Genomic DNA, 23,801 nt, shown 5'->3' on the forward strand with positions numbered 1-23,801 from the left:
TATAGGTAGATCATGGGGATGCAAAGCGTGATTAAGCTCACGCTTTAAGGCCGGCGCCGCTGCGCTCGGCGCGCTTGCGCTCGTGCTCCTTGAGGAACCGCTTGCGGACCCGGATCGCCGCCGGGGTGATCTCGACCAGCTCGTCGTCGTCGATGAACTCCATCGCCTGCTCCAGGGTCAGGCGGATGGCCGGGCTCAGGTTGAGGTTCTCGTCCTTGCCGGCGGCGCGGATGTTGGTCAGCTGCTTGGCCTTGAGCGGGTTCACGGTCAGGTCGTTGTCGCGGCTGTGGATGCCGACCACCTGGCCCTCGTAGACCTCGTCGCCCGGGGCGGTGAACAGCCGGCCGCGCTCCTGCAGGTTGAACAGCGCGTAGGCCAGCGCCTTGCCGGTGGCGTTGGCGATCAGCACGCCGTTGGGGCGCTGGGCCAGCGGCCCGGACTTCACCGGCGCGTAGCGGTCGAAGACGTGGTGCAGCAGGCCGGTGCCCGAGGTCATGCTGCGGAACTCCGACTGGAAGCCGATCAGCCCGCGGGAAGGTACGAGGTAGTCGAGGCGCACGCGGCCGGCGCCATCGGGGCGCATGTCCAGCAGCTCGCCGCCGCGGCTGCCGAGCTGCTCCATGCTGGCGCCCTGGTGGCGGGTCTCGATGTCGAGAGTCACGTGCTCCCACGGCTCCTCGGTGACGCCCTCGTCGGTTTCGCGGGTGATGACGTGCGGGCGGGAGACGGCCAGCTCGTAGCCCTCCCGGCGCATGGTCTCGAGCAGCACCGACAGATGCAGCTCGCCGCGGCCGGAGACCAGGAAGCGCTCCGGGTCTGCCGTGTCCTCGACCCGCAGCGCCACGTTGTGCACGGCCTCGCGCATGAGGCGCTCGCGCAGCTGGCGGCTGGTCACGTACTTGCCCTCGCGGCCGGCGAAGGGCGAGTCGTTGGTCTCGAAGCTCATCTGGATGGTCGGCTCGTCCACCGTGAGCGGCGGCAGCGCCTCGGGCCTGGCCGGGTCGCAGAGGGTGTCGGAGATCAGCGGGTGCTCGATGCCGGCGAAGGCGACGATGTCGCCGGCCTGCGCCTCGGGCACCTCGATGCGCTTCAGCCCGAGGAAGGAGTAGACCTGCATGACCTTTTCGCTGCGCCTGGTGCCGTCGGCGCCGACCACCGTCACCGGCATGTTCCGCATGAGGCGGCCGCGCTTGATGCGGCCGATGCCGATCGCGCCGACGTAGCTCGAGTAGTCCAGCGCGCTGAGCTGCAGCTGTAGCGGGCCGTTCGGGTCGACGTCGGGCGGCGGGCAGCGATTGACGATGGTCTCGAACAGCGGCTGCATGTCCTCGGCCAGGTGCTCCGGGTCGAAGCCGGCCCGGCCCAGCAGGGCCGAGGCATAGACGATCGGGAAGTCCAGCTGCTCGTCGCTGGCGCCGAGGCTGTCCATGAGGTCGAAGGTCAGCTCCACGGCGCGGTGCGGATGGGCGCCCTCGCGGTCCACCTTGTTGATCACCACGATCGGCCTCAGGCCGTGGTCGAAGGCCTTGCGGGTCACGAAGCGGGTCTGCGGCATGGGGCCGTCTACGGCGTCGACGAGGAGGAGGACGGAGTCCACCATGGAGAGGACACGCTCGACCTCGCCGCCAAAGTCCGCGTGGCCCGGCGTGTCGACGATGTTGATGCGGTAGTCGTTCCAGCGGATGGCGGTGTTCTTGGCGAGGATCGTGATGCCCCGTTCGCGCTCCTGCGGGTTCGAGTCCATCGCCCGCTCCTGCAGCTCCTCGCGATCCGCGAGGGTCTGGGACTGCTTCAGCAGCTTGTCGACCAGGGTGGTCTTGCCGTGGTCGACGTGAGCGATGATCGCGATGTTCCTGAGGTTCATAGATGTACGGGGTCGGACCGTCGTAGGTGATTGAATCTGTTTGGTTTAGGGTGGAAAAAGCCCCTCGAAAGGGGCCTTGCGTGACACGAAACCGGGGGTTTTGTGCGATGTAAGCGCCCGCGAGGGCGGCCGCGCATTGTACTCGCAAATCGATGTAATTCCTTACCCGACACGAAAGCGGGGATCTGCTGTCACGTAAGGCCAGAAAACCCGGCCTCCTGGGACCTGTTTCACAAATAAAACAATCCGTTATGTCGGTCCGACCCGCTTAGCCCTTATCATCCCGAGCCTTAGTCCCTAGGAAGAGTCACCCGATGCCTAATGGAATCCTGGTCACCGGCGGCGCCGGCTACATCGGCAGCCACGTCGTGCAGCAGCTCGGCGAGGCGGGCGAACGTGTCGTCACGCTGGACAATCTCTGCACCGGGTTCGCCGAGGCGGTGACCCACGGCGAGCTCGTGGTCGGCGACACCGGCGACCGCGAGCTGGTCGCGAAGATCCTGGCCGAGCACGACATCGACACGATCATGCACTTCGCCGCGCACACGATCGTGCCCGAGTCCGTCGCCGACCCGCTGAAGTACTACCGCAACAACACCTGCTCCACGCGCAACCTCCTGCAATGCGCGGCCGAGGCCGGTGTGAAGCACATCGTGTTCTCCTCCACCGCCGCGGTGTACGGCATCCCGGCAGGCGGCGTTGCGCGCGAGGACTCGCCGAACGCGCCGATCAACCCCTACGGCACGTCGAAGCTGATGAGCGAATGGATGCTGCGCGACCTGGCTGCGGCCGGCGGGCCGAGCTACGTCGCCCTGCGCTACTTCAACGTCGCCGGCTCTGATCCCGAGGGCCGCATCGGCCAGTCCACGCCGAAGGCCACGCTGCTGGTCAAGGTCGGGGCCGAGGTCGCGACCGGCAAGCGCGAGGCGCTCACGATCTTCGGCACCGATTACGACACGCCCGACGGCACCGGCGTGCGCGACTACATCCACGTCGAGGACCTGGCCGCGGCGCATCTCGATGCGCTCGCGTGGCTGCGGGCCGGCGGCGAGTCGCAGGTACTCAATTGCGGCTACGGCCACGGTTACAGCGTGCGCGAGGTGGTCCAGGCCTTCGAGCGCGTCACCGGCCAGCCGCTTCCCGTGCGGGAGGCCGAGCGCCGCGCCGGCGATCCGCCGTCGCTGGTGGCCGACGCCGCACGGATCCGCGAGCTATTCGGCTGGACGCCGAAGCATGACGATCTCGATGGGATCGTGGCGTCGTCGCTGGCCTGGGAGCGGACGCCGCGGTACGGCGCGTAGGTTTGGGGACTGTCCCGGGGACTGTCCCTAGGACATGGACCCGACCGTCAACCCCAGCTTCCCCTCGATTAGGCATAGAAATTAAGCATTGAATACTAATGGCTTATGGATGAATCTTGAGTCATGCTCAGAGATCGACTAAATTTAGCTAATCATGTACCAGCCAGCGATCCAAACGCTATGAAAGTCAACATGCACGAGGCCAAGTCACAACTCTCAAGGCTCGCCGAACTCGTCGAGCAGGGCCAGACCATCGTCATCGCGCGCGCCGGCAAGCCATGCATGGACCTGGTGCCGCACCGCCCTGGCCGAGGACCACGCGAGCCGGGCCGACTGAAAGGCCGCATCACTATCGCGCCCGACTTCGACGCAACGCCTGCGGCCGTGCTCGAGGACTTCGAGCAGGATTGATGGAACGCCTGCTTCTGGACACCCACGTCTTCCTGTGGTGGCTAGTCGATGACCCGCGGCTAGGGCATGAAGCGCACCAACTGATTGCCGATTCCGACAACACGGTATTCGTCAGCGCGGCGACTGGCTGGGAGATCGGGATCAAACGCGCGCTCGGCAAGCTCGACGCGCCCCGCGACCTCGAGCGCGAAGTCGAGCGAAGCGGGTTCGCCCATCTTCCCGTTACCTTCTTTCACGGTGAGCAGGCCGGCGCGCTGCCGCCACACCACCGCGATCCCTTCGACCGGATGCTGATCGCCCAGGCGCAGGCCGAAGGCCTGCTCTTGCTGACCGCAGACAACCATTTCAGCGCATACGGGATCCGGGTGCTCGCCGCCGGCACCTGACCCGGCGCGTCCCCTTGCACGACACAAAACCCGCCCTTTTGTGTCACGCAAGGCCCCGCCAGGGGCCTTTTTCGATAACTCTTCGAAACAATTTCAATAACTTAAGTTGGTCCGACCCCAATAGTTCCCAAAACCGTGACCCGAGTCACGAAACTTCGTTGCTTTTTCCCGCCCCCGCCGCTACCTTCAATCCCACTGACAAGGGCAAACCCGCCGAAAGGCGGGGACGCAAAGCCACCGGTCTAAAGGACGTCGTCCTACGACAGCGGGGTTGCCAGACAAACAGAGGTTCGCGCTACGACTCCCCCCCTCCTCCTGGGCGCACTCTCTTCCTCGGCAACCCCCAGTCTCGACGCCCCCGGCAGCCTCGCCTCGAGGCGGTTTGCCCTGGTCGGTACGACCCGGTAACGGGATCGACCATTCGAAGACGAAAGGGCCACTGAAAAAGGCAAACTCACCGAAAGGTGGGGACGCAAAGCCTCCGGTCTAAGGGACTCCAAATCCTAAGATAGCGGGGCCGCCAGGAAACATGGACAGAATCGGCATACAGCTCAGGCTTGCCCACCGACAACGGCTCAGCCACCGATTGCCCAGCCCGGCGCGTTCCCGCCGGCGCAGCGACCTGCTGCGCCACCCGCTCTGCACTGCATCCCGTGAGTTGAACTTTTCCGTGGCCATGTTGCGAAGCGAGGTTTCGCCGTGGCTATCCGGAACAACTATTTAACTTCAGCACTCGCCGCGCTGGCCGCCGTCTCCCTGCTGACGCTGGGCGGCTGCAAGCTCGAGGAAATGGTCGACGGGTCGCACGGCTCGGCCGCCGAACTGCCGCCCGCAATTACGACCCCGCCGCCCGCGACGACGACGCCTCCGGACACGGACATCATCGAGAACCGCGTCATTGGCAGCGTGGGCGACGGCCCGATCGTCGGCGCGCGAATCCGCGTGCGCGCCAACAACGGCTCGCTGCTGATGGAATCCGAGAGCAGCGCCAGCGCCGACTACGACATCGTCATCAAGACCCGCGGCAAGAACTACGCCCTGGGCATCGAGGCCGACGAAGGCATCGACCTCGTCACCGGCATGGCGCCCGACTTCCGCCTCGTCACGGCGATCGCGAAGCCGAACGAGCGCACCATCAGCAACATCAACCCCTTCACCACCCTGATCTTCGAGACCGCGCGGCGCAACGGCGGCATCGAGGACTCGACCGTGACCGCCGCCCACCATGCCGTCACCACCCGCTACGGCTTCGGGCTGGACCCGGCGATCATCCCCGACCCGGCCAACACGCCGATCGACGAAAGCAACGTCCATATCATCGTCAAGACCAGCGAGACCCTGGGCGAGATGATCCGCCGCACGCGCGACGCGCTGGTCATCACCGGCGCCAGCATCGACGGCAACGTCGTAGTCGAGCGCCTGACCGCCGACCTGGTGGACGGCTGGATCGACGGGCTCGGCGCCGACGGCGTCGATGCCCGCACCGCCGCCGTGGCCAACGTGGCCAGCGCCGCCGTGCTGCTGCAGGCGATCGCCAACCGCCTGCACGTCTATGGCTTCGACGCCACCAGCGCGATGGACAACGCGATCCGCCAGGTGCGCCCCGACACGCCCGCCGAGAACAACACGGCCAACATCGCTATCCCGGCCGAAGCCATCGACCAGGCCGTGCGCGCGCTGCAGGCGGCGCGGACCCTGGCCGCCGACTCGCGCCTCGACGACGCCATCGCGGCCCTGCAGGCCCTGGCGCCCGGCGCGCTGCCGGCCGACCTGGCCGCGGCGCTGCCCGCCGACATCGACATCCTGCTCGAGCAGGCCACCCTCGACACGGCCTTCGCCGCCGAGACGCAGCTCGACGTAATCAACGCCGTCGGCCGCGGCGAAGCGCCGCCGGAGACCACGCCGGACCCCGAACCGACCCCGGACCCCGATCCCGCGCCGACCCCGGATCCCGACCCGGACCCGGCCCCGACGCCCGACCCTGACCCCGATCCGACCCCGGATCCGGATCCCACGCCGACGCCTGACCCGGATCCCGATCCGACTCCGCCGCCGCCGCCGCCCAACGCCGCGCCGACCATCTCCGGCACGCCGACGACCAGCGTCGAGGCCGGCAATGCCTGGAGCTTCCAGCCCCAGGCGTACGACGCCGACGGCGACGCGCTGACCTTCTCGGTGGACAACAAGCCGGCCTGGCTGAGCTTCGACAGCGCGACCGGCCGCCTGTGGGGCACCCCCGGGACCAGCAACGTGGGCACGCACCTTTATATCGTCGTCAGCGTCAGCGACGGCGAGGCCAGCGCCAGCCTGCCGGCCTTCGACCTGACGGTGACCGCGCCGCCGCCGCCGCCCAACCAGGCGCCGACGATCTCCGGCACGCCGCCCACGACCTCGATCCTGGTCGGCGAGTCCTGGAGCTTCACGCCCAGCGTCTCCGACCCCGACAGCGATACGTTGACTTTCTCTGTCAGCGGCGCGCCCGCCTGGCTGAGCATCGACAGCTCGACCGGCCGGCTGTCCGGCACGGCCCCGGCCGGCAGCGCCGGCGCCTACCAGGGCATCGTGATCAGCGTCAGCGACGGCGAGGCGACCGCCAGCCTGCCGGCCTTCACCCTGACGGTGACCGAGCCGGCGCCCGTGCTGGGCTCCGCCAACCTGAGCTGGACGCCGCCGACCGAGCGCGTGGACGGCTCGGCCATCGGCACCATCACCAGCTACCGCATCTACTACGGCCGCGACGCCGCCAACCTCGAGCAGGTGGTGACCGTGAGCGGCGGCATCACGAGCTACTTCATCGACAACCTCGACGAAGGCACCTGGTACTTCGCCGTCAGCGCCGTGTGCGAGGACGGGCTCGAGAGCGCGAAATCACAGGTGGTCAGCAAGACGATCTGACCGACCACGATTCCGGGAGCAGTGCAACGGCCGCGAGGCCGCTTCCCTTGGTGCGGACCGCGATGCGGTCCGCTTTTTTTTGGTCGGGGAAAAGTGTGACGTAGTTCACGTCGGCACACTTTACGGTTCACGGTTACTCCGTCTTGGCTGGCCCTCTCAAGCCACTGTTTTATAGACCCTTATCCCGCTTGGCACGCGACATGCATATCTTGTGAGCAGACAAGTTACAGTGTTCACAAAGGATTCGCTGCATGATTCGCAAGATTTCCAAGGCGCTCAAGGTTTCGGCCGTCGCACTGCCCCTGGCGTGCTTCTCGGGAACGGCCAGCGCCGACCTGATCCTGGACCAGTCGCAGTTTCCGGAGGCAGGGGATCCGACGTCCGCGACGCTCGGGGCGAAGTACGACTACAGCGAGTTCGAGAACGCTACGATCGACTTCGGCCAGCTGGAGGCGACTAAGGACGGCCAAGTCAAGTTCCAGTACCTTTACAAGGAAGCCGGCTACACGAACAGCCTGGTTCTGACATTCAATGGCCAGCCCACTGTTTTCACCACGGGATCGCCGCCCGCTTCTGGCCAATGGTCAAGCCTGTTCAACGTCGTTGCCGGCGCGCTGCCATTCGGTATCTGCACGGATGGTGGCAACTCGATTGGAGACTCCATGAAGTGCGCCTATAACGACGATCCTGCGTCGCTGATTGAACAGTACGGCGACAACGGCTACCGGAGTATCGGCTTCCTCGAGGAGACTCCGACTTCCTGGGTTCTGTTCTGGGACGACTCGGGCGCCACTAACGACGACGACTATGACGACCTGGTCGCCCGTATCCACTTCGTCGCCGCCGTCCCCGAGCCCGGCACCCTCGCCCTGCTCGGCCTCGGACTGCTCGGCGTCGGCCTGATGCGCCGCCGCGGCTGACAGACAGACACGTCTACGGCTCCTTCGAGCCGACCTTGCAAGGGCCCCTTTCGGGGCCCTTTCTTTTTGCGCGTGCTGCGCTGTCCTGCGCGCCACTTGCGCAACGCCTGATATGCCTGCCCGGCACTGACCGGCTCAAACAAGCCTTCCTGAGCCGATTTTCCGCATTGCAACAACCAGCTGTACACGTTTCTTGAGAACGTTTCTAGGAACTGCGCCCAAGCACACCTAGAGGTCTGGTTAAAGAATCGCCACAAGCTGCCGATTTCTAAGCTTTAACGGGCCTGGACTTTTGCCCTCCCATGCGCAAGTTTCTGTTTATTAATTAAAATTTCGGCTTTTACCCCTTGTTTGACTTAATTCGACTTGCTAGAACAGCGCGAATTTCAACCCAGCCAGCGCCGGGCGGCGCACCTATCCGCCCGACGGAGTTCTGATGAATTTCAGGTACGCGAGAAGCCTCAGGTTCTTGCCCGTGGTCGCCAGCGTCTTCCTGGCAGCCTGTCTCGGTAACGATGACCGGTCAGCGGGCGGCACGCTGCCGCCGGGAAGCAACTCCCCGCCGTCGATCTCGGGCACCCCGCCGTCGTCGGTGACGGTTGGCCAGTCCTGGCGGTTCCAGCCGACCATTTCGGACCCGGACGGCGACCGGCTAACAGTTTCGGCCAACAGCCTGCCGAACTGGTTGTCTCTGAACTCGAGCACGGGGCTGGTGCAGGGGACGCCCAGCGCAGGCGACGTGCGCACCTGGAGCGGCATCTCTCTCACGGTGAGCGACGGCCAGGCCACTTCGAGCCTGGGCCCCTTCTCGGTCAACGTGATCGCGCAGGGCGCGGCCACGGGCTCGGCCACGCTAAGCTGGATGCCGCCGACTGAGCGGGTGGACGGCTCGCCGATCGGCGAACTGGAGGGCTATGAAGTCCTCTGGGGACAGCGTTCGCGGGACTACGACAACGTCGTAGAACTGGGTGCCGGCACGACCCGTTACTTCATCGGCGGCCTCGGACCGGGCACCTGGTATTTCGCCATCCGCTCCAAGACAGCCGACGGGCTCGAAAGCCAGCTGTCGCAGGAAGTGAGCAAGACGATCTAGCGTTCTGGCCCAGTTGTGAGGCTGCCAGATCAGCTCAAGGCGCGGCCAGGGTCAGTCGGTGTGATAATCGGCGATTATCTGTGCGAGTTCTAAGGCGGCAGACTCCTGCCCATCTCGTGCAAAGTGGCAGGTGTCGTAACGCATCTCCATGGTCAGTAGTTCGTCCGTATTCACTCCGATTTCTACACCGTCAAGTTGCGCCAGCCGGGTTTGCGCCTCAGTAACCCTGTTCGGATATTTCAGGTCCTCTCCGCAAGTGCTCGCGATCGACAGGAAGATCGGAGCCTGGACACCTTCACCTCTCAAGGTGCTCAACATGCTCAAGAACATAGCCTCGTAGGTTTCCGTGAAAGTGTATCTATGGTCGGACTCGCCTTGATGCCAGACCACATCCGTAACCCGGTATATCGGTCGAACATTCGCGACCACGGACCTCAGCATTTCATTCAAATCGTTCCCGGCCGCCCATCTTGCTACCGGTGTACTCGTAATAGCACTTGATACGACAACAACTTCCTCGTATACGCCCCGAGATACCAGATGGCTTGCAACTCTGCTCAGCCACTCTCCGCCTCGTCCGGTCGAGCCCAGCAGCGGCGAGGATGCCTCATAACACTTGCCATCAAAATAGTTGTACACCCCTGCGAGCTCGCTTGACTGGTATTTGTACTCGGCGTGATTCGCCGCATTACTCTGGCCGATAACGAGCAGCACTCCCAACTTGTCCGTTTGAACCGGGCATTTGGCCTCAGTTTTGGATGCGTCAGCCACCAATCTTCCGATGGCATCGAATTCCAGGCCTGACGGCTCCTTTCCCGACCCTTTCAGAATCTTGATGGCTTCGTAGGGGAACCATTGATACTTACCGACCCCGACGCCGTAACCGAATACAGCCAGGCTATACGCACCAACAAGTAACAACGTCAACATTGTTCTCATTTGTTCTTTCCTGCGATTACCGGACGTGCCACGAATACCCGGATACCAGATAGCGCCCAAGGGGGTTCTGGTCTTGGAGAATTCGGAATTGGTTCACGTTCCAATCTGTCCAAATTGATGATTATATGCGGGAAACTATTGGTGGGACCTGCAGGATGCTCATCGCTGCAGTTCTTTCTAATGCCAACCGGCCACGCGTTATTCGAGCAGGCAACTGTGCTTGCGAACAACACTGGTGAATTAGCCTCGTGATTATGTTCTAACGAGGGTAATAAGAGTCAGAGCTTATGGGAAACTAAGCCCTGGGTTGCCGCATATGCGGCGCGAAAAGGACCGAAATGAAAGTTGCAATTCTCGCCGGCGGCGCCGGCACGCGCCTCGCTGAGGAAACCACGATTCGCCCGAAACCGATGGTCGAGATCGGCGGCATGCCGATTCTCTGGCATATCATGCGCCATTACTCGCACTTTGGGTTCAACGAGTTCCTGGTCGCACTCGGTTACAAGGGCGAATACATCAAGCGCTGGTTCTACGACTACGCCACCCTGGGCTCCAGTGTCAGCGTCCGAACCGGCAACGGCGAGATTCGCCGCCACGAGAGCGACAGGCCGGACTGGCAAGTAGACTTGGTTGACACCGGCATGAGCACCTTGACCGGCGGGCGCGTGAAACGCCTGCAGCCGTGGATCGGCGACTCGCCATTCATGCTGACCTGGGGTGACGGCGTCTCGGACGTGGATATCGGGCGCTTGCTGGAATTTCACCGCTCACATGGCAGGCTCGCGACGGTAACTGCCGTACGCCCGCCCGCCCGCTACGGCTACATGGAATTCGCCGGCGAGCAGGTTTCGAAGTTCTCGGAGAAACCGCAGACCGCCGAGGGCTGGATCAACGGTGCGTTTTTCATCCTCGAGCCCGGGGTGTTCGATTACATAGACGGCGATGATGTCATGTTCGAGCATGCGCCGATGGAGCGGCTGGCAGCGGACGGCCAGCTGATGGCCTACAAACACGATTCGTTCTGGCAATGCATGGATACGCTGCGTGAGAAGCACCTGCTCGAGACGCTGTGGAACTCCGGCAACGCGCCCTGGAAAACCTGGAGTTAACGATGCGAGTACTGGTGACTGGACACAAGGGATATATCGGCTCCTGCCTGGTGCCCATGCTGCTCGAGCAGGGCCTCGAGGTGACCGGGCTTGACAGCGATCTTTTTAAGGAGTGCACCTTCGACGGGGAACTCGCGGAGGTCCCGGAGGTTATCAAGGACACGCGTGACGCCACCCTGGAGGACGTCGCAGACCACGATGCGGTGATCCACCTCGCCGGCCTCTCGAACGACCCGCTGGGCGATTACGACCCCTCGCTGACCGACGAGATCAACCATCGCGCGTCGGTCCGGGTCGCGGAACTGGCCAAGAAGGCCGGCGTCGGCCGGTTCGTCTTCGCCTCCTCCTGCAGCAATTACGGTGCGGCGGGCGACAGGTTCCTCGACGAGTCGGCCAGCTTCAATCCGGTCACGCCTTATGGTATTTCCAAGGTGGACGTAGAGCGCGCCGTATCGCAGATGGCGACCGATGATTTCAGCCCGGTGTTCCTGCGCGCTTCGACGGCCTACGGCATGTCTCCCCGGATTCGGTTCGACCTGGTGGTTAACAACCTGACGGCGTGGGCCTTTACCACGGGACGCGTCTACCTCAAGAGCGACGGCACGCCGTGGCGCCCGATCGTCCACGTCGAAGACATCTGCCGGGCCTACATCGCCGCCCTGACGGCGCCCACCGAGGCGGTACACAACGCAGCCTTCAACGTCGGAACCACGACCGAGAACTACCAGATCCAGGAAATCGCCCGGCTGGTCGAGGAGATCGTGCCCGGTTCCAGAGTCGAGTTCGCGCCGGATGCCGGCCCCGACCTGCGGTGTTATCGGGTCGACTGCAACCACATCGCCCGCACCCTGCATGGCTTCAAGCCGCAGTGGACGGCGCGCCGGGGTATCGAGCAGCTGTATGCCAAGTTCCAGGAGGTGGGCCTGAAGCTCGAGGACTTCGAGGGCGAGCGCTTCAAACGCATTGCCCATATCAAGAAGCTCGTCGCTGACGGCGTGGTCGACAATCGGCTGCGCCGTATCGCGCCTGAATCTTTGTCCCGATCCGCCTGAGTCCAAGCGAGACCCAGCCCATGTATGGTCAAATCCAATCGTGTCGCAGTTGCGGATCGTCGAGGATCGACACCGTGCTCGACATGGGTATGAGCCCGCTGGCGGACGGCCTAATGCGGGATTTCGAGGCCGCGAAGAACGCGCCCCAGTATCCGCTGCAGCTTGTCTTCTGCCATGACTGCAGCCTGGTCCAGATCGACTACACGGTGCCGCCCGAAGAGCTGTTCTGCCGCGACTATCCCTATTTCTCCTCGGTTTCGGACGAGCTCCAGCGCCACACCCTGGCGAATGTCGAAGAGATCATCGCGCAGCGCCGGCTTGGTCCAGAGAACTTCGTGATCGAGCTGGCCAGCAACGACGGCTACCTGCTGAAGCATTACCTGGCCCGCGGCATCGGCGTGCTCGGGATCGACCCGGCGGAAGGCCCGGCCAAGGCGGCACAGGCCATCGGCGTTGAAACCATCCAGGATTTCTTCACGATCGAACTCGCCGAGCGCCTGGCGGCCGAGGGCCGGCGCGCGAGCGTCCTGCACGCCAACAACGTGCTGGCCCATGTGGCCGACACCAACGGTTTCGTGGCGGGCATTTCCCGGATCCTGGCGCCGGATGGCGTCGCGGTCATCGAGTTCCCCTATGTGCGGGATCTCATCGATCACTGTGAGTTCGACACCATCTACCACCAGCACCTGTGCTATTTTTCGGTCACCGCGGTGGACCGCCTGTTGCGCCGCCACGGTCTTTACCTCAACGACATCCGCAGGATACCGATCCACGGCGGCTCGCTGCGGCTCTTCATCGAGCCCGTCGAGCGCGTCGGTGCCCGGGTGACCGCGTTGCTCGCCGAAGAGGAGCAGCTCGGACTGACGCGAATCGATTACTTCACTGATTTCGGCGACCGCGTCGCGGGTATTCGACGGCGCCTGCTGGAGATGATCGGGGGGTTGCGCGACCAGGGCCATCGCCTCGCCGGCTACGGCGCGCCCGCGAAGGGCTGCACGCTGCTCAACTACTTCGGTATCTCTTCCGACCTGGTCCCCTACGTAGTGGACCGGGCGAAGGTGAAGCAGGGACGATTCATGCCCGGCACCGGCCAGGAGATCTTCGACCCGGCCCGGCTGCTGGAGGACCGCCCTGACTACGCTCTCCTGCTGCCTTGGAACTTCGCCGATGAGATTCTCGCCCAGCAGGCGGAGTTCCGTAGAGGCGGCGGGAAGTTCATCATCCCCATCCCGGAACCCGTAATCGTCTGAACGAGCGCCAGCAGGTAGCCATGAGCAAGACCAACGCAATGCTGAACCAAGCCGCACCTTTACCGGAGCCGTCCTGTCCTGCCTGCAAGTCGGGAGCCATGGAGATCTTTCTCGAGATCAGCGGGGTGCCGACCAACAGCTGCATCCTCTTCGACACGCCCCAGGCGGCGAAGGCGTGGCCGCGCGGCGACATCCGCCTCGGCTTCTGCCCGGAGTGCGGCTTCGTCTCGAACACGGCCTTCGATCCCAGGCTGACCGAGTATTCCGGCCGCTACGAGGAAACGCAGGCTTTCTCACCCACGTTTAACGAGTTTCACGAGCGGCTGGCGCGGGACATCGTGGAGCGGCACGAGCTGCGCGACAAGGACATCATCGAGATCGGCTGCGGGAAGGGCGAGTTCCTGAACCTGTTGTGCGAGCTCGGCCAGAATCGCGGCCTGGGCTACGACCCCGGATACTCCGAGTCGCGCGGCAAGGCGCTAGGCTCCGGCCGCTTCGAGGTCATTCGCGACTTTTTCTCGGAGAGCTATACGGACCGGAGCGCGGATTTCGTCTGCTGCAAGATGACCCTCGAGCACATCCCCACGCCGAACGATTTCCTCGGCACGGCCACCCGGGTCACCCGCCAGCCGGACGGGCTGGTCTTCATCCAGGTCCCCGAGTCGAAGCGCATCCTGGCCGACGTGGCCTTCGAGGACATCTATTACGAGCACTGCTCCTATTTCACTGCGGGGTCTCTGTCCCGGCTGTTCTCCCAGTTGGGCTTTGCCGTCCGCAACATTGACATCACCTACGGCGACCAGTATCTGGCAGTCGAAGCCGCACCGACGGCGAACGAGGATTCCGCAGGTCTCGCGGCCGCGGACGACCTGGCGGAACTCGCCGGACTGGTCGCCACCTTCCCGGCGCGGTTCGCGGCCCGGATCGAGGAGTGGCGCGACAAGTTCGCTGGCTGGCGGGCGGACGGCCAGAAAGTCGTGCTCTGGGGTTCCGGCTCCAAGGCCGTCGCCTTCCTCGCGGCTGTTCCCGGCTCCGATCATGTCGCCCACGCGGTGGATATCAACCCTTTCCGCCAGGGCTGCTTCATGCCGGGCACAGGGCAAAGAATCCTTTCACCGGAAGAGCTGCTTGGATTCCGTCCGGATGTCGTCATCGTGATGAACCGGGTTTACGTCCCCGAAATCCAGCGGGATCTCGAGCGGCTCGGCCTGCAACCGCAACTGCACGCCCTGTAGCGGGGCGCCGAGCTCAGGTCTATGGATACTGTGGACGCGATCGTCATCGGGGCCGGGGTCGTCGGCCTGGCGGTCGCAAGGGAACTCGCGCTGGCCGGTCGCGAAGTCATCGTCGCGGAAGCCGAATCGACCTTCGGCACAGGCATTAGTGCCCGCCATTCCGAGGTCATCCACGCCGGAATCTACTACCCGCCCGGCTCCCTCAAGGCCAAGCTGTGCGTCGAGGGCAAGGCGCTGCTGTACGACTACTGCGAGAGGCGCAGGATTCCCCACAAGCGGCTCGGCAAGCTGATCGTCGCGGTGGAGCGAACCGAACGCAGCCGGCTGGAAGAACTGGCCGAGCGGGCCGCCGCAAATGGCGTCGCAGACCTGCAATGGCTGACCGGGGCCGAAGCCCGGGCGCTTGAGCCGGAGCTGGTCTGCGACTCTGCCCTGCTCTCCCCCTCAACCGGCATTCTCGACAGTCACGCGCTGATGCAATCCCTGGTCGCGGACCTCGAGGCTGCAGGCGGAGCTGTCGCTTATGACAATCGGGTCACCTCGATTTCCCGCGGGCCGGGTGTTTTCGAGGTGGCCATCAACGGTGCACCGGAGCCCTGCCTGGCAACCCCCCTCGTGATCAATGCCGCCGGGCTGGAGGCGGCTGACGTTCTTGCCTCCATCGAGGGTTTTCCAAGAAGTGACGTCCCGAAAATGTATTTTTGCAAGGGCAATTACTTCACCCTGAGCGGCAAGAGCCCGTTCTCTCGCCTGATTTACCCCATGCCGGCGGCCGGTGGCCTGGGCACGCACGTCACGCTCGACCTGGCCGGCCGGGCCCGACTTGGGCCCGATACGGAGTGGCTCGACGCCCCCTGCTATGACGTCAGCGAAGACCGAGCGGAGGCATTCCGCACTGCTGTCGCCCGGTACTTTCCGAAGGTGCGAGACCGCAACCTGGTGCCGGCCTATGCGGGCGTGCGGCCCAAGCTCGCGGCTCCCGGGGAAACGGACCGTGATTTCGTAATCAGCCGCCAAGATGAAAACGGCGGCGCCCGGTTGATCTCTCTCCTGGGGATCGAGTCGCCGGGCCTGACGGCATCATTGGCGATAGGCACAAAGGTCGCCCTACTTGATGACTGACCTGCACCAGCGCGACCATGCCGCGTTCTCTCAAGGGGAATAAAGCAATGCCCGACACGCACCGCGATTCTGATCCACCGCCGCGTATCAGCTTCGGCCTGTTTGTTCGCAACGAAGTCGAGACCATAGAGACATGCATCGACAGTATCCTCGGCCAGACGCTGGCGGATATTGAGCTGGTGATCTCGGATAATGCATCCGACGATGGCACGCGAGAGATTCTGCAGAAGTACGCAGAGAGAGATGGCCGGGTCCGGCTTTATTGCCAAGAGCAAAACCTTGGCCTAATCGACAATGTCAATTTCGTAATTCGCGCGTGCCAGGGCGAGTTTGTCCGCCTGATCGGTGGTCATGACTGGCTGGAACCGAATTACGCGCAAGGATGTGTCGCGGCGGCGGAAGACAATCCGGGAGCCATCGTGGTGACAACCGATTTCGATATCCGCGATGAGTACGGTCACGTGCGCATTGGCCAGTATCAAGGTCAGCGACTCGAAAGCGAAAGTCCTTTAGAGCGTCTCCGGATGATGCTGTTCTTCTTCAAAGCCGGTGATGCGGAATACGACCCCGTCTACAGCGCGATTCGCCGCGATGTATTGATGAAAACGGGCCTGATCCGGATGATGGAGCATGCGGATCTCGTGCTATCCGTGGAACTCAGCCTTATCGGCCACTTCGCGCATGTGAATCATGTTTTGGCGCATCGCTTAAAGCGAGTAGCCCACTACAAGAATCGTCAAGCAGTATTCAAAAGTTACCGACCAGAGCAACACCTGGAACTCAAGACATCGGCCACCAGGCTATTGCGGGAGTTTTCCACAGTAGCATGGCGGTCGAATATGTCACTATCGGAAAAGCTCAGCGCTCAAGCTTCATTTCTATTTTTTTACGTCAGACGGGTTTGGAGAAAAAGGCACTTGCCGTTCCTTAGGAGAACCGTCAAGCATGGCCTCAGGAAGTTAGGACTTCGCCGACACAATCAAGCTATTAAAGAGAAATGACAGGGCTGGTAAGATTATGAGATTGCCGTATGGCGACGAACCGGTGGTTCTCTTTGACACGCCAGTTGATGCGTCTCCGTGGATTTCTGGTACGGTCGGTTTCCTCAGGGATTGCATGCGTGCTACACCACTCGTCCGCCACTTGGGTGCCATAGACCGTTTGTCACAAGGCCCGCTCGCAGATTGTGTCGTTCTGGGACTACAGAAATTCGGCGCGGATCTCGGCCGTTGGAGTATCAAGCCCGCTTCGCCCGGCGACCTTTTCGACCAGATCACCCTCTTGCCTACCGTCGTAGCCACACTGTTCTATCGGATCAATCACGAGCTCTACCTAGCCGGAGCGGAGAAACTGCAGGATATTCTCGCTGCAACAGCGAGAATCCAGTCGGGAGTGGAGATCTACTACTCTGCTGAGATCGGGCCTGGACTGAAGGTCATACACGGCGTCGGCACAGTAATTGGGGCCCGCTCGAAAATCGGTAAGAATTTCTCAACTTTCCAGGGGGTTACGATCGGCGACAAGCTGGGCACCAAGACCGGGCCTCGACCGGAGATTGGCGACAACGTGATCATGTCGGCTGGCTCGAAAGTACTCGGTCCAATTAGCATCGGAGACATAGTTGTTGTCGGAACGAATACCGTCGTGATCGAATCGGTAGGCTCGAACACCATCGTTGCAGGCGTTCCAGCGCGAGTGATTAACCCGGATCTTACGGCAGAGTATTTCAGCCAGTTCGTCTTGGCGATCAAAGGCTGACGGCAGCGGCTGGGGTCGGTCAACTGATGTGCGGCCTCGCGGGCATCCTCCATCTCGAAGGCGACGGCATCGTAACACGCCGCGAACTCGAGCCCATGGTGGCGGCTTTGGCGCCGCGCGGGCCCGACGGCACCGGTTACTACACGGAGCCGGGCATCGGCCTCGGGCACGCCCGCCTGAGCATCATCGACCTCGCCGGCGGCGACCAGCCGATCCACAACGAGGACCAGACCGTCTGGACGGTGTTCAACGGCGAGATCTTCAACTACGTCGAGCTGCGCGCGGAGCTTGAGACGCGCGGCCATTGTTTCTACACTCAGACCGACACCGAGGTCATCGTCCACGCCTACGAGGAATACGGCGACGATTTCCCGAGCCACCTGAACGGCCAGTTCGCCATCGCCCTTTGGGACGCGCCGCGCCGCCGGCTGCTGCTGGTGCGCGACCGGCCCGGCATCCTGCCGCTGTACTTCACCCACGACCCGGGCCGGCTCTTGTTCGCCTCGGAAGTGAAGGCGCTGCTGCCCGCCATGCGGCGTCGGCCGGCACTGGACCCGGCCGCGCTGAACCAGCTGATGACCTTCTGGGCACCGGTCAGCCCGGCGTCCCTGTTCCAGGGCGTCGAGGAGGTTTCACCGGGCGAGATGGTCGTGGTCGAGAACGGCCGCCTGCGCCGACAGCGCTACTGGGAATGGACCTTCCCGGGGGACGGCGAATACCTCCGCGGCAGCGCCGAAGAGTTGGCCGAGGAGTTGCACGAGCTGCTGCTCGACGCGACGCGGCTGCGGCTGCGCGCCGACGTGCCGGTGGGCGCGTACTTGTCGGGCGGGCTCGACTCCTCCGGCATCGCGGGCCTGGTGAAGCACTCCGGCCATCCTCATCTCCGGACTTTCTCGATCCGCTTCGAGGACCCGGGCGTGGACGAGACCGAGCACCAGGAGCGGATGATCCGGCACCTCGGCACCGACCACACCTCGATCCTGTGCCGCAACGCCGACATCGCCGACATCTTCCCGCGCGTGATCGCGCGCACCGAGGCGCCCGTGCTGCGCACCGCCCCGGCGCCGATGTCGATCCTCTCGGGCCTGGTGCGGCAGCAAGGCTACAAGGTGGTGCTGACCGGCGAAGGCGCCGACGAGGTGCTGGGTGGCTATGACCTGTTCAAGGAGGCCAAGATCCGCCAGTTCTGGGCCCGCCAGCCGGACTCGAAGTGGCGCCCCGCCCTGCTGAAGAAGCTCTATCCGTACCTCGACCTGAACCAGCGCAGCGGCAGCGCGTACCTGAAGCAGTTCTTCGGCCAGGGCCTGGACGACCCGGAGGCGATGGGGTTCTCCCACTTGCCACGATGGTCCACGACCGGCAAGACCCGCGACTTCTTCAGCCCGGAATTCCGCGCCACCATCACCGATGATCCCGAGGCGACACTGGCCGCGCGCCTGCCCGCCGGGTTCTCGCGCTGGCATTCCTTCAACCGGGCCCAGTTCCTCGAGGCCCGGACGCTGATGGCCGGGTATCTCCTGAACAGCCAGGGCGACCGGATGCTGATGGCCAACTCGGTGGAGGGTCGCTTCCCCTTCCTCGACCACCGCATCATCGAGTTCGCCAATCGTCTGCACCCGACCATGAAGATGCGCGGGCTGAACGAGAAATACCTGCTGAAGAAGGCACTGACACGGCACCTGCCACGGGAGACCGTGGCGCGCTACAAGCAGCCCTACAGGGCTCCGGACATCGCCGCCTTCTTCGGCGCAGGCGGCCCGCCGGACTACGTGCGGGAGTGCCTGAGCCCCGAGTCATTGCAGGCTACCGGCTATTTCGACGCCCAGCGCGTGCAGCACCTGTTGAAGAAGATCGAGCATGGGCGTGTGATCGGGTTCAAAGATAACATGGCGTTTCTTGGCGTATTGTCGACCCAGTTGTGGCACCGGACGTTCGTCGAAGAGCGGCCGGCGCAGGTCACGTCATAGATAACAAGCAGACAGCATCGGGTTTGGGGGAGCGCACTCATGTCGACCGAGGTCAAGGACCAGATCAAGCAGTACATCCTTGAGACGTACCTGTTTACGAGCGACACCAGTGCGCTCGGCGACGACGAGTCCTTCCTGGACCGCGGCATCATCGACTCCACCGGCGTCCTCGAGCTGATCTTCTTCCTGGAGGAACAGTTCGGAGTGAAGATCGCCGACGAGGAGCTGCTGCCCGAGAACCTGGATTCCGTCAGCCGGCTCACCGCCTTCGTCGAGCGCAAGCGCGCCGCCGCCTGAGCGGCGCCCGGCCACCCATGGGACGCCCCGCATACCGCGCCCTGCTGCACGACGCGCTGGCGGACGGGGCCGAGGCGACGCCCGACAAGGTCGCGGTGCATGTCGGCGACGAGCAGCTGACCTACGCCGAACTCGCCAGTCAGTCCGATCGGCTCGCCGCAGCCCTTCAGCAGCGGGGCGTCCGCCGCGGCGACCGGGTCGCCATCTTCATGGACAACACCCTGGCCTGCGCACCGGCGATCTATGCCGTGCTCAAGGTGGGCGGGGTGTTCGTCATGGTCAACCCCCAGACCAAGCACGACAAGCTGCGCTTCATCTGCAACGACTGCTCGGTCCGGGCGCTGATCACCGATAGCCACCTGGCGCCCGTAGCCGGCGGCCTGCCCGACGACGTGCCGAGCGTAAAGAGCGTGCTGTTCTCGGGCGACCCGGCGGCGGCCGGCGCGCTGAGCGGCCGCCAGGTCGAGGCCGAGCCGCTGGCCGGCGTGCTCGATGCCGCGCCCGCTGCGCCCCAGCCGCCGGGCACCATCCCGAGCGACCTGGCGGCATTGATCTACACCTCCGGCAGCACCGGCAACCCGAAGGGCGTGATGCACTCCCACCAATCCATGACCTTCGCGTCGGGGAGCCTGGTCGAATACCAGCGCCTCGCGCCGGACGACGTCATGCTGAATGTGCTGCCGATGGCCTTCGACTATGGGCTGTACCAGCTGTTGATGGCGGTGCGCATCGGCGCGACCCTGGTGCTGGAGCGCTCCTTCACCTACCCCGCCGAGGTATTCGCGCGCATGCGCGAGCACGACGTCACCCATTTTCCGGGCGTCCCCACCGTCTACGCCATCATGATCGCCGCGCACCGGCGCAGCCCGCTCAGCTTTCCCTCGGTCCGGCGTGTCACCAACACGGCTGCCGCGCTGCCGCCTGCCTACCTGGAGACACTGCGGGAGATCTTCCCCAATGCGCTGATCTTCTCCATGTACGGCCTGACCGAGTGCAAGCGGGTCAGTTACCTGCCGCCGGAGTGGCTGGAGCGCAAGCCCGGCTCGGTCGGCATCGCCATCCCGGGCACCGAGGTCTACCTGCGCTCCCCAGAGGGCGAAGCGGTGCCGGTCGGCGAGCCTGGGATTCTCCACGTGCGCGGCCCGCACCTCATGCGCGGCTACTGGAACAACCCGGAGCGCACGGCCAAGATACTGCATCCGGGGGAGCTCGAGGGTGAGCGCGTGCTGTGCACGGGCGACTGGTTCCGGATGGACGAGGATGGCTGCCTGTATTTCCTCAGCCGCAGCGACGACATCATCAAGACCCGAGGCGAGAAAGTCAGCCCGGCCGAGGTCGAGGCGGCGCTGTGCAGCATCCCCGGGGTCCGCGAGGCGGTGGTGGTGGGCGTCCCCGACCCGACGCTGGGCCAGGCCGTGAAGGCCTTCGTCGTCCCGGCCGAGGGAGCCGCGCTCGACCCGCGGCGGTTGCGCTTCGAGCTGACCCAACGGCTGGAGAACTTCATGGTGCCGCAGGAAGTCGTGGTGCTCGAAGAGTTCCCCAAGACGCCGAACGGTAAGATCGATCGGAAGGCACTGCAATGAGCGACACGGCCGAGCTCCAGCCGCAGTTCGACGCATTGCTGGCAAGGCTCGAGGCCGAGCTGGAGATCTTGCCCGACAAGCCGGACGAAACCCCGCGCTCGACCCTGCTGTGCCTCTGGGCGCTGGCCGAGGGCCGCCGGCTGGCGCTGAGCGAACTGCCGAGCTACGCTCCGGGAGCGCTGTCCACAGACCAGTCAGCCCGGCTTGAGACACTCGTCTCGCAGCGCCTCGAAGGCACGCCACTGGCCCACCTGACCGGGCGCCAGGATTTCCTGGGCGAAGTGCTGCTGGCCTCACCCGCAGCCCTTGTGCCACGCCGCGAGACCGAGCAGCTGGCACGCACCACCATCGACCGGCTGAGGTCGATCGGCGAAGCATCGCCGCTGGTGATCGACGTCTGCACCGGCGCCGGCAACATCGCCCTGGCAATGGCCGGCGCGCTGCCGGAGGCCCGCGTCTTCGGCGCCGACCTGTCGGAAGACGCGGTCGACCTGGCGCGGGAAAACGCCCGCTTCCTCGACCGCGAGCGCGTGGAGTTCCGCTGCGGCGACCTGCTGGCCCCGTTCGAGACCGGGGAGTTCCTCGGCCGAGTGGACATGATCACCTGCAACCCGCCCTACATCTCCAGCGGCCGGGTCGAGCAGATGCCGGGCGAGATCAGCCGGCACGAGCCGAGGCTCGCCTTCGACGGCGGACCCTTCGGCGTCGGCATCATTCGGAAGCTTTTTTCCTCGGCGCCCGCCCTGCTCCGCCCCGGCGGCTGGCTGGTACTAGAGGTCGGCCTGGGCCAGGGTCCCGGGCTCGCCCGCAGCCTGGCTGGGCAGCCGGCCTGGAGCGAGGTGTTGCAACATGCCGACAAGCGGGGCGAGATTCGCGTGATCGAGGCGCGCTTCGAGCCGCCCCACGGAGGAACCGACTCATGAGCCGACTGCATCCGGGCGTCCTCGAACTCGACGCTGAGGCCGAGATCGAACGCATCTGCCAGGCGATCCGGACGCAGCTCTCGACGAAGCTGCACCGGCGCGGCCTGGTGCTGGGCATCTCCGGTGGCATCGACAGCGCCGTCTGCGCCGCGCTCAGCGCGCGTGCCGTCGGCGCCGAGCGGGTCCAGGGATTGCTGATGCCCGAGACCGACTCGTCTTCGGCGACGACGCCGCGCGGCCAGCTGGTGGCCGACACCCTCGGCATCCGCACCCTGACGGAGGACATCTCCGGGACGCTCGAGGCCATCGGCTGCTACCGCTGGCGCGACGAGGCGATCCGGGCCGAATTCCCGGACTACGACGGCAGCTGGCCGCACAAGCTGGCGATCCGCGGCGGCCAGGAGGGCCGCGTGAATCATTTCGTGCTGGTGGTGCAGCGGCCGGACGGGGAACAGGAAGAACGCCGCCTCGGCCTGAACAGCTACCTGCAGATCGTCGCCGCGACCAACTTCAAGCAGCGTATCCGCAAGACTCTCGAGTACTTCCACGCCGACCGGCTCAACTACGCCGTAGTCGGCACGCCCAACCGGCTGGAGTACGACCAGGGCTTCTTCGTCAAGAACGGCGACGGCGCCGCCGACCTCAAGCCGATCGCCCACCTGTACAAGACCCAGGTGTATGCGCTGGCCGAGAAGTTGGGCATTCCCGAAGAAGTACGACGCGCCGCACCGACCACCGACACCTACAGCCTGGTGCAGGGCCAGGATGAGTTCTACTTCGCCCTGCCCTACCACCAGATGGACTTGGCGCTGTGGGGCGTGAACCACGGCCTCGGGGCCGACGAGATCGCCGCGGGACTCGGCATCACCGACGACCAGGCAGCATTCGTCTGCAAGGATATCGCCGCCAAGCGCCGCTCGACCCGCTATCTCCAGCTCCCGCCGCTGCTGGTCGAGGACGTGCCGGAGATCCGGTAGTGAGCCGCTGGTTCACGCGCCGCCTGGTGATGCTGCCGACGTGGCGGAGCTGGCTGGTCATCATTGGCGTGCTCGCGCTTGGGGTCCTCGCTGCCGCTCGCCACGTGCACGGGTTCCTGGCAGTGGAGCGCCCTGCCGAAGATGCGACCATCCTGGTCGTGGAGGGCTGGCTCTCGCAAGGCGCGCTGGACCGGGCCGTCGCGCTGTATCGAGACGGAGCCTATCGGCTCGTCGTGACCACCGGGGGGCCGATCGAGTCCTGGTCCGATTCAGACGACTTCCCCTCGTATGCCGACCGCGCCTCGGATTACCTGGTCCGCAGCGGCGTGCCTGCTGATCAGATCCACTCCGTCCCAGCGCCCGCCTCGGCGCAGAACCGGACGTTCCTGTCTGCGGTGATGCTGCGTTACTGGCTAGATGAGCAGGAACTCGCCCCCGCAGCACTCGACATCCTGTCCGGCGGCGTCCATGCACGACGTTCGCATCGGCTTTTCCGGCTGGCGCTCGGCCCCCGTGTTCGCGTCGGCATCCTCGCGGCGGAGGCGGACGGTTACGACCCGACGGCCTGGTGGCGCAGCAGCGCGGGTGCGAAAGCCGTCATGGGAGAACTGATCAGCCTCGGTTGGACGGTTTGCTGTTTTCGCGCGCCGGAGCCTGGCAGCCATCAAGAGCACTGGGGCGAGACGCGCTAGGCAGCGATAGGACCGGATCAATCGCTG

Annotated in this window: 21 protein-coding genes and 2 riboswitches; of the genes, 19 read left to right on the plus strand and 2 right to left on the minus strand. The window is 64.5% G+C overall.

Annotated features, from left to right (window positions below):
- Window positions 1-37: 37 nt before the first annotated feature.
- Window positions 38-1,864, minus strand: coding sequence for a translational GTPase TypA (typA, locus tag G6N75_RS09130; RefSeq protein WP_165348040.1), 1,827 nt, complete (start codon window positions 1,862-1,864; stop codon window positions 38-40).
- Window positions 1,865-2,178: 314 nt separating this feature from the next.
- On the opposite strand from typA, the gene galE reads away from it, so the two are divergent.
- The 6 genes from galE (at window position 2,179) to G6N75_RS15115 (ending at window position 8,870) form a co-directional block, all read left to right on the plus strand.
- Window positions 2,179-3,165, plus strand: coding sequence for a UDP-glucose 4-epimerase GalE (galE, locus tag G6N75_RS09135; protein WP_165348041.1), 987 nt, complete (start codon window positions 2,179-2,181; stop codon window positions 3,163-3,165).
- Window positions 3,166-3,357: 192 nt separating this feature from the next.
- Window positions 3,358-3,576, plus strand: a complete 219-nt coding sequence (locus G6N75_RS09140) for a type II toxin-antitoxin system prevent-host-death family antitoxin (protein ID WP_206203034.1) — start codon at window positions 3,358-3,360, stop codon at window positions 3,574-3,576.
- Entirely contained in the window at window positions 3,576-3,962 is a 387-nt protein-coding gene (locus G6N75_RS09145; RefSeq protein WP_165348043.1) for a type II toxin-antitoxin system VapC family toxin, read from the plus strand. The genes G6N75_RS09140 and G6N75_RS09145 overlap by 1 nt, the downstream gene beginning before the upstream one ends.
- 193 nt (window positions 3,963-4,155) lie before the next feature.
- A riboswitch (cyclic di-GMP riboswitch) is annotated at window positions 4,156-4,241 on the plus strand.
- A gap of 158 nt (window positions 4,242-4,399) precedes the next feature.
- Window positions 4,400-4,487, plus strand: a riboswitch (cyclic di-GMP riboswitch).
- 174 nt (window positions 4,488-4,661) lie between these two features.
- The gene (locus G6N75_RS15560; protein WP_165348044.1) at window positions 4,662-6,857 is read left to right on the plus strand and encodes a fibronectin type III domain-containing protein; all 2,196 of its coding nucleotides are present in this window, start codon (window positions 4,662-4,664) and stop codon (window positions 6,855-6,857) included.
- A gap of 251 nt (window positions 6,858-7,108) precedes the next feature.
- Complete coding sequence (locus G6N75_RS09155; RefSeq protein ID WP_165348045.1) at window positions 7,109-7,777, plus strand: PEP-CTERM sorting domain-containing protein; 669 nt, start codon at window positions 7,109-7,111, stop codon at window positions 7,775-7,777.
- Between the two features lie 436 nt (window positions 7,778-8,213).
- Window positions 8,214-8,870, plus strand: a complete 657-nt coding sequence (locus G6N75_RS15115; RefSeq protein WP_206203035.1) for a putative Ig domain-containing protein — start codon at window positions 8,214-8,216, stop codon at window positions 8,868-8,870.
- 51 nt (window positions 8,871-8,921) lie between these two features.
- Here the strand turns inward: G6N75_RS15115 and G6N75_RS09170 are convergent, their stop codons facing one another.
- On the minus strand, window positions 8,922-9,809 hold the full coding sequence (locus tag G6N75_RS09170) for a sialate O-acetylesterase (protein WP_165348048.1): 888 nt from the start codon (window positions 9,807-9,809) through the stop codon (window positions 8,922-8,924).
- A gap of 338 nt (window positions 9,810-10,147) precedes the next feature.
- Between G6N75_RS09170 and rfbF the strand changes: the two genes are divergently transcribed.
- From rfbF to G6N75_RS09235, 13 genes are all read left to right on the plus strand, one after another.
- Window positions 10,148-10,918 carry a glucose-1-phosphate cytidylyltransferase gene (rfbF, locus tag G6N75_RS09175; protein WP_165348049.1) on the plus strand — a complete coding sequence of 257 codons (771 nt, stop codon included), beginning with the start codon at window positions 10,148-10,150 and terminating at the stop codon, window positions 10,916-10,918.
- Window positions 10,919-10,932: 14 nt separating this feature from the next.
- Entirely contained in the window at window positions 10,933-11,970 is a 1,038-nt protein-coding gene (locus G6N75_RS09180; protein ID WP_206203036.1) for an SDR family oxidoreductase, read from the plus strand.
- 20 nt (window positions 11,971-11,990) lie between these two features.
- Window positions 11,991-13,220 carry a class I SAM-dependent methyltransferase gene (locus tag G6N75_RS09185; protein WP_165348051.1) on the plus strand — a complete coding sequence of 410 codons (1,230 nt, stop codon included), beginning with the start codon at window positions 11,991-11,993 and terminating at the stop codon, window positions 13,218-13,220.
- Window positions 13,221-13,318: 98 nt separating this feature from the next.
- Window positions 13,319-14,455, plus strand: a complete 1,137-nt coding sequence (locus G6N75_RS09190; RefSeq protein ID WP_206203038.1) for a class I SAM-dependent methyltransferase — start codon at window positions 13,319-13,321, stop codon at window positions 14,453-14,455.
- Window positions 14,456-14,476: 21 nt separating this feature from the next.
- Window positions 14,477-15,577, plus strand: a complete 1,101-nt coding sequence (locus tag G6N75_RS09195; protein ID WP_165348052.1) for an NAD(P)/FAD-dependent oxidoreductase — start codon at window positions 14,477-14,479, stop codon at window positions 15,575-15,577.
- Window positions 15,578-15,624: 47 nt separating this feature from the next.
- Window positions 15,625-16,578 carry a glycosyltransferase family 2 protein gene (locus tag G6N75_RS09200; protein ID WP_165348053.1) on the plus strand — a complete coding sequence of 318 codons (954 nt, stop codon included), beginning with the start codon at window positions 15,625-15,627 and terminating at the stop codon, window positions 16,576-16,578.
- A 43-nt stretch (window positions 16,579-16,621) separates the two neighbouring features.
- Window positions 16,622-17,335, plus strand: a complete 714-nt coding sequence (locus G6N75_RS09205; protein ID WP_206203039.1) for a hypothetical protein — start codon at window positions 16,622-16,624, stop codon at window positions 17,333-17,335.
- A 26-nt stretch (window positions 17,336-17,361) separates the two neighbouring features.
- Entirely contained in the window at window positions 17,362-19,302 is a 1,941-nt protein-coding gene (asnB, locus tag G6N75_RS09210; protein ID WP_165348055.1) for an asparagine synthase (glutamine-hydrolyzing), read from the plus strand.
- A gap of 39 nt (window positions 19,303-19,341) precedes the next feature.
- The gene (locus tag G6N75_RS09215) at window positions 19,342-19,599 is read left to right on the plus strand and encodes an acyl carrier protein (protein WP_165348056.1); all 258 of its coding nucleotides are present in this window, start codon (window positions 19,342-19,344) and stop codon (window positions 19,597-19,599) included.
- A gap of 17 nt (window positions 19,600-19,616) precedes the next feature.
- Window positions 19,617-21,182, plus strand: coding sequence for an AMP-binding protein (locus G6N75_RS09220; RefSeq protein ID WP_165348057.1), 1,566 nt, complete (start codon window positions 19,617-19,619; stop codon window positions 21,180-21,182).
- Window positions 21,179-22,105: a HemK/PrmC family methyltransferase gene (locus G6N75_RS09225; RefSeq protein ID WP_165348058.1), complete on the plus strand. Its 927-nt coding sequence runs from the start codon at window positions 21,179-21,181 to the stop codon at window positions 22,103-22,105. Before G6N75_RS09220 ends, G6N75_RS09225 begins: the two co-directional genes overlap by 4 nt.
- Window positions 22,102-23,082: an NAD(+) synthase gene (gene nadE / locus G6N75_RS09230; protein ID WP_165348059.1), complete on the plus strand. Its 981-nt coding sequence runs from the start codon at window positions 22,102-22,104 to the stop codon at window positions 23,080-23,082. The genes G6N75_RS09225 and nadE overlap by 4 nt, the downstream gene beginning before the upstream one ends.
- A complete protein-coding gene (locus G6N75_RS09235; RefSeq protein ID WP_165348060.1) occupies window positions 23,082-23,774 on the plus strand; it encodes an ElyC/SanA/YdcF family protein in 693 nt (230 codons plus the stop codon). Before nadE ends, G6N75_RS09235 begins: the two co-directional genes overlap by 1 nt.
- Window positions 23,775-23,801: the final 27 nt, after the last annotated feature.

Source organism: Thioalkalivibrio sp. XN8, from assembly GCF_011058255.1.
Taxonomy (GTDB): Bacteria; Pseudomonadota; Gammaproteobacteria; order Steroidobacterales; family XN24; genus XN24.

Coding starts and splice junctions, on each gene's coding strand:
- rfbF (WP_165348049.1), top strand. CDS start 10,148: ATGAAAGTTGCAATTCTCGCCGGCGGCGCCGGCACGCGCCTCGCTGAG.
- G6N75_RS09170 (WP_165348048.1), bottom strand. CDS start 9,809: ATGAGAACAATGTTGACGTTGTTACTTGTTGGTGCGTATAGCCTGGCT.
- asnB (WP_165348055.1), top strand. CDS start 17,362: ATGTGCGGCCTCGCGGGCATCCTCCATCTCGAAGGCGACGGCATCGTA.
- G6N75_RS09155 (WP_165348045.1), top strand. CDS start 7,109: ATGATTCGCAAGATTTCCAAGGCGCTCAAGGTTTCGGCCGTCGCACTG.
- G6N75_RS09220 (WP_165348057.1), top strand. CDS start 19,617: ATGGGACGCCCCGCATACCGCGCCCTGCTGCACGACGCGCTGGCGGAC.
- G6N75_RS09225 (WP_165348058.1), top strand. CDS start 21,179: ATGAGCGACACGGCCGAGCTCCAGCCGCAGTTCGACGCATTGCTGGCA.
- galE (WP_165348041.1), top strand. CDS start 2,179: ATGCCTAATGGAATCCTGGTCACCGGCGGCGCCGGCTACATCGGCAGC.
- G6N75_RS09140 (WP_206203034.1), top strand. CDS start 3,358: ATGCACGAGGCCAAGTCACAACTCTCAAGGCTCGCCGAACTCGTCGAG.
- G6N75_RS09215 (WP_165348056.1), top strand. CDS start 19,342: ATGTCGACCGAGGTCAAGGACCAGATCAAGCAGTACATCCTTGAGACG.
- G6N75_RS09195 (WP_165348052.1), top strand. CDS start 14,477: ATGGATACTGTGGACGCGATCGTCATCGGGGCCGGGGTCGTCGGCCTG.
- G6N75_RS15115 (WP_206203035.1), top strand. CDS start 8,214: ATGAATTTCAGGTACGCGAGAAGCCTCAGGTTCTTGCCCGTGGTCGCC.
- typA (WP_165348040.1), bottom strand. CDS start 1,864: ATGAACCTCAGGAACATCGCGATCATCGCTCACGTCGACCACGGCAAG.
- G6N75_RS09145 (WP_165348043.1), top strand. CDS start 3,576: ATGGAACGCCTGCTTCTGGACACCCACGTCTTCCTGTGGTGGCTAGTC.
- G6N75_RS09190 (WP_206203038.1), top strand. CDS start 13,319: ATGGAGATCTTTCTCGAGATCAGCGGGGTGCCGACCAACAGCTGCATC.
- nadE (WP_165348059.1), top strand. CDS start 22,102: ATGAGCCGACTGCATCCGGGCGTCCTCGAACTCGACGCTGAGGCCGAG.
- G6N75_RS09185 (WP_165348051.1), top strand. CDS start 11,991: ATGTATGGTCAAATCCAATCGTGTCGCAGTTGCGGATCGTCGAGGATC.
- G6N75_RS09200 (WP_165348053.1), top strand. CDS start 15,625: ATGCCCGACACGCACCGCGATTCTGATCCACCGCCGCGTATCAGCTTC.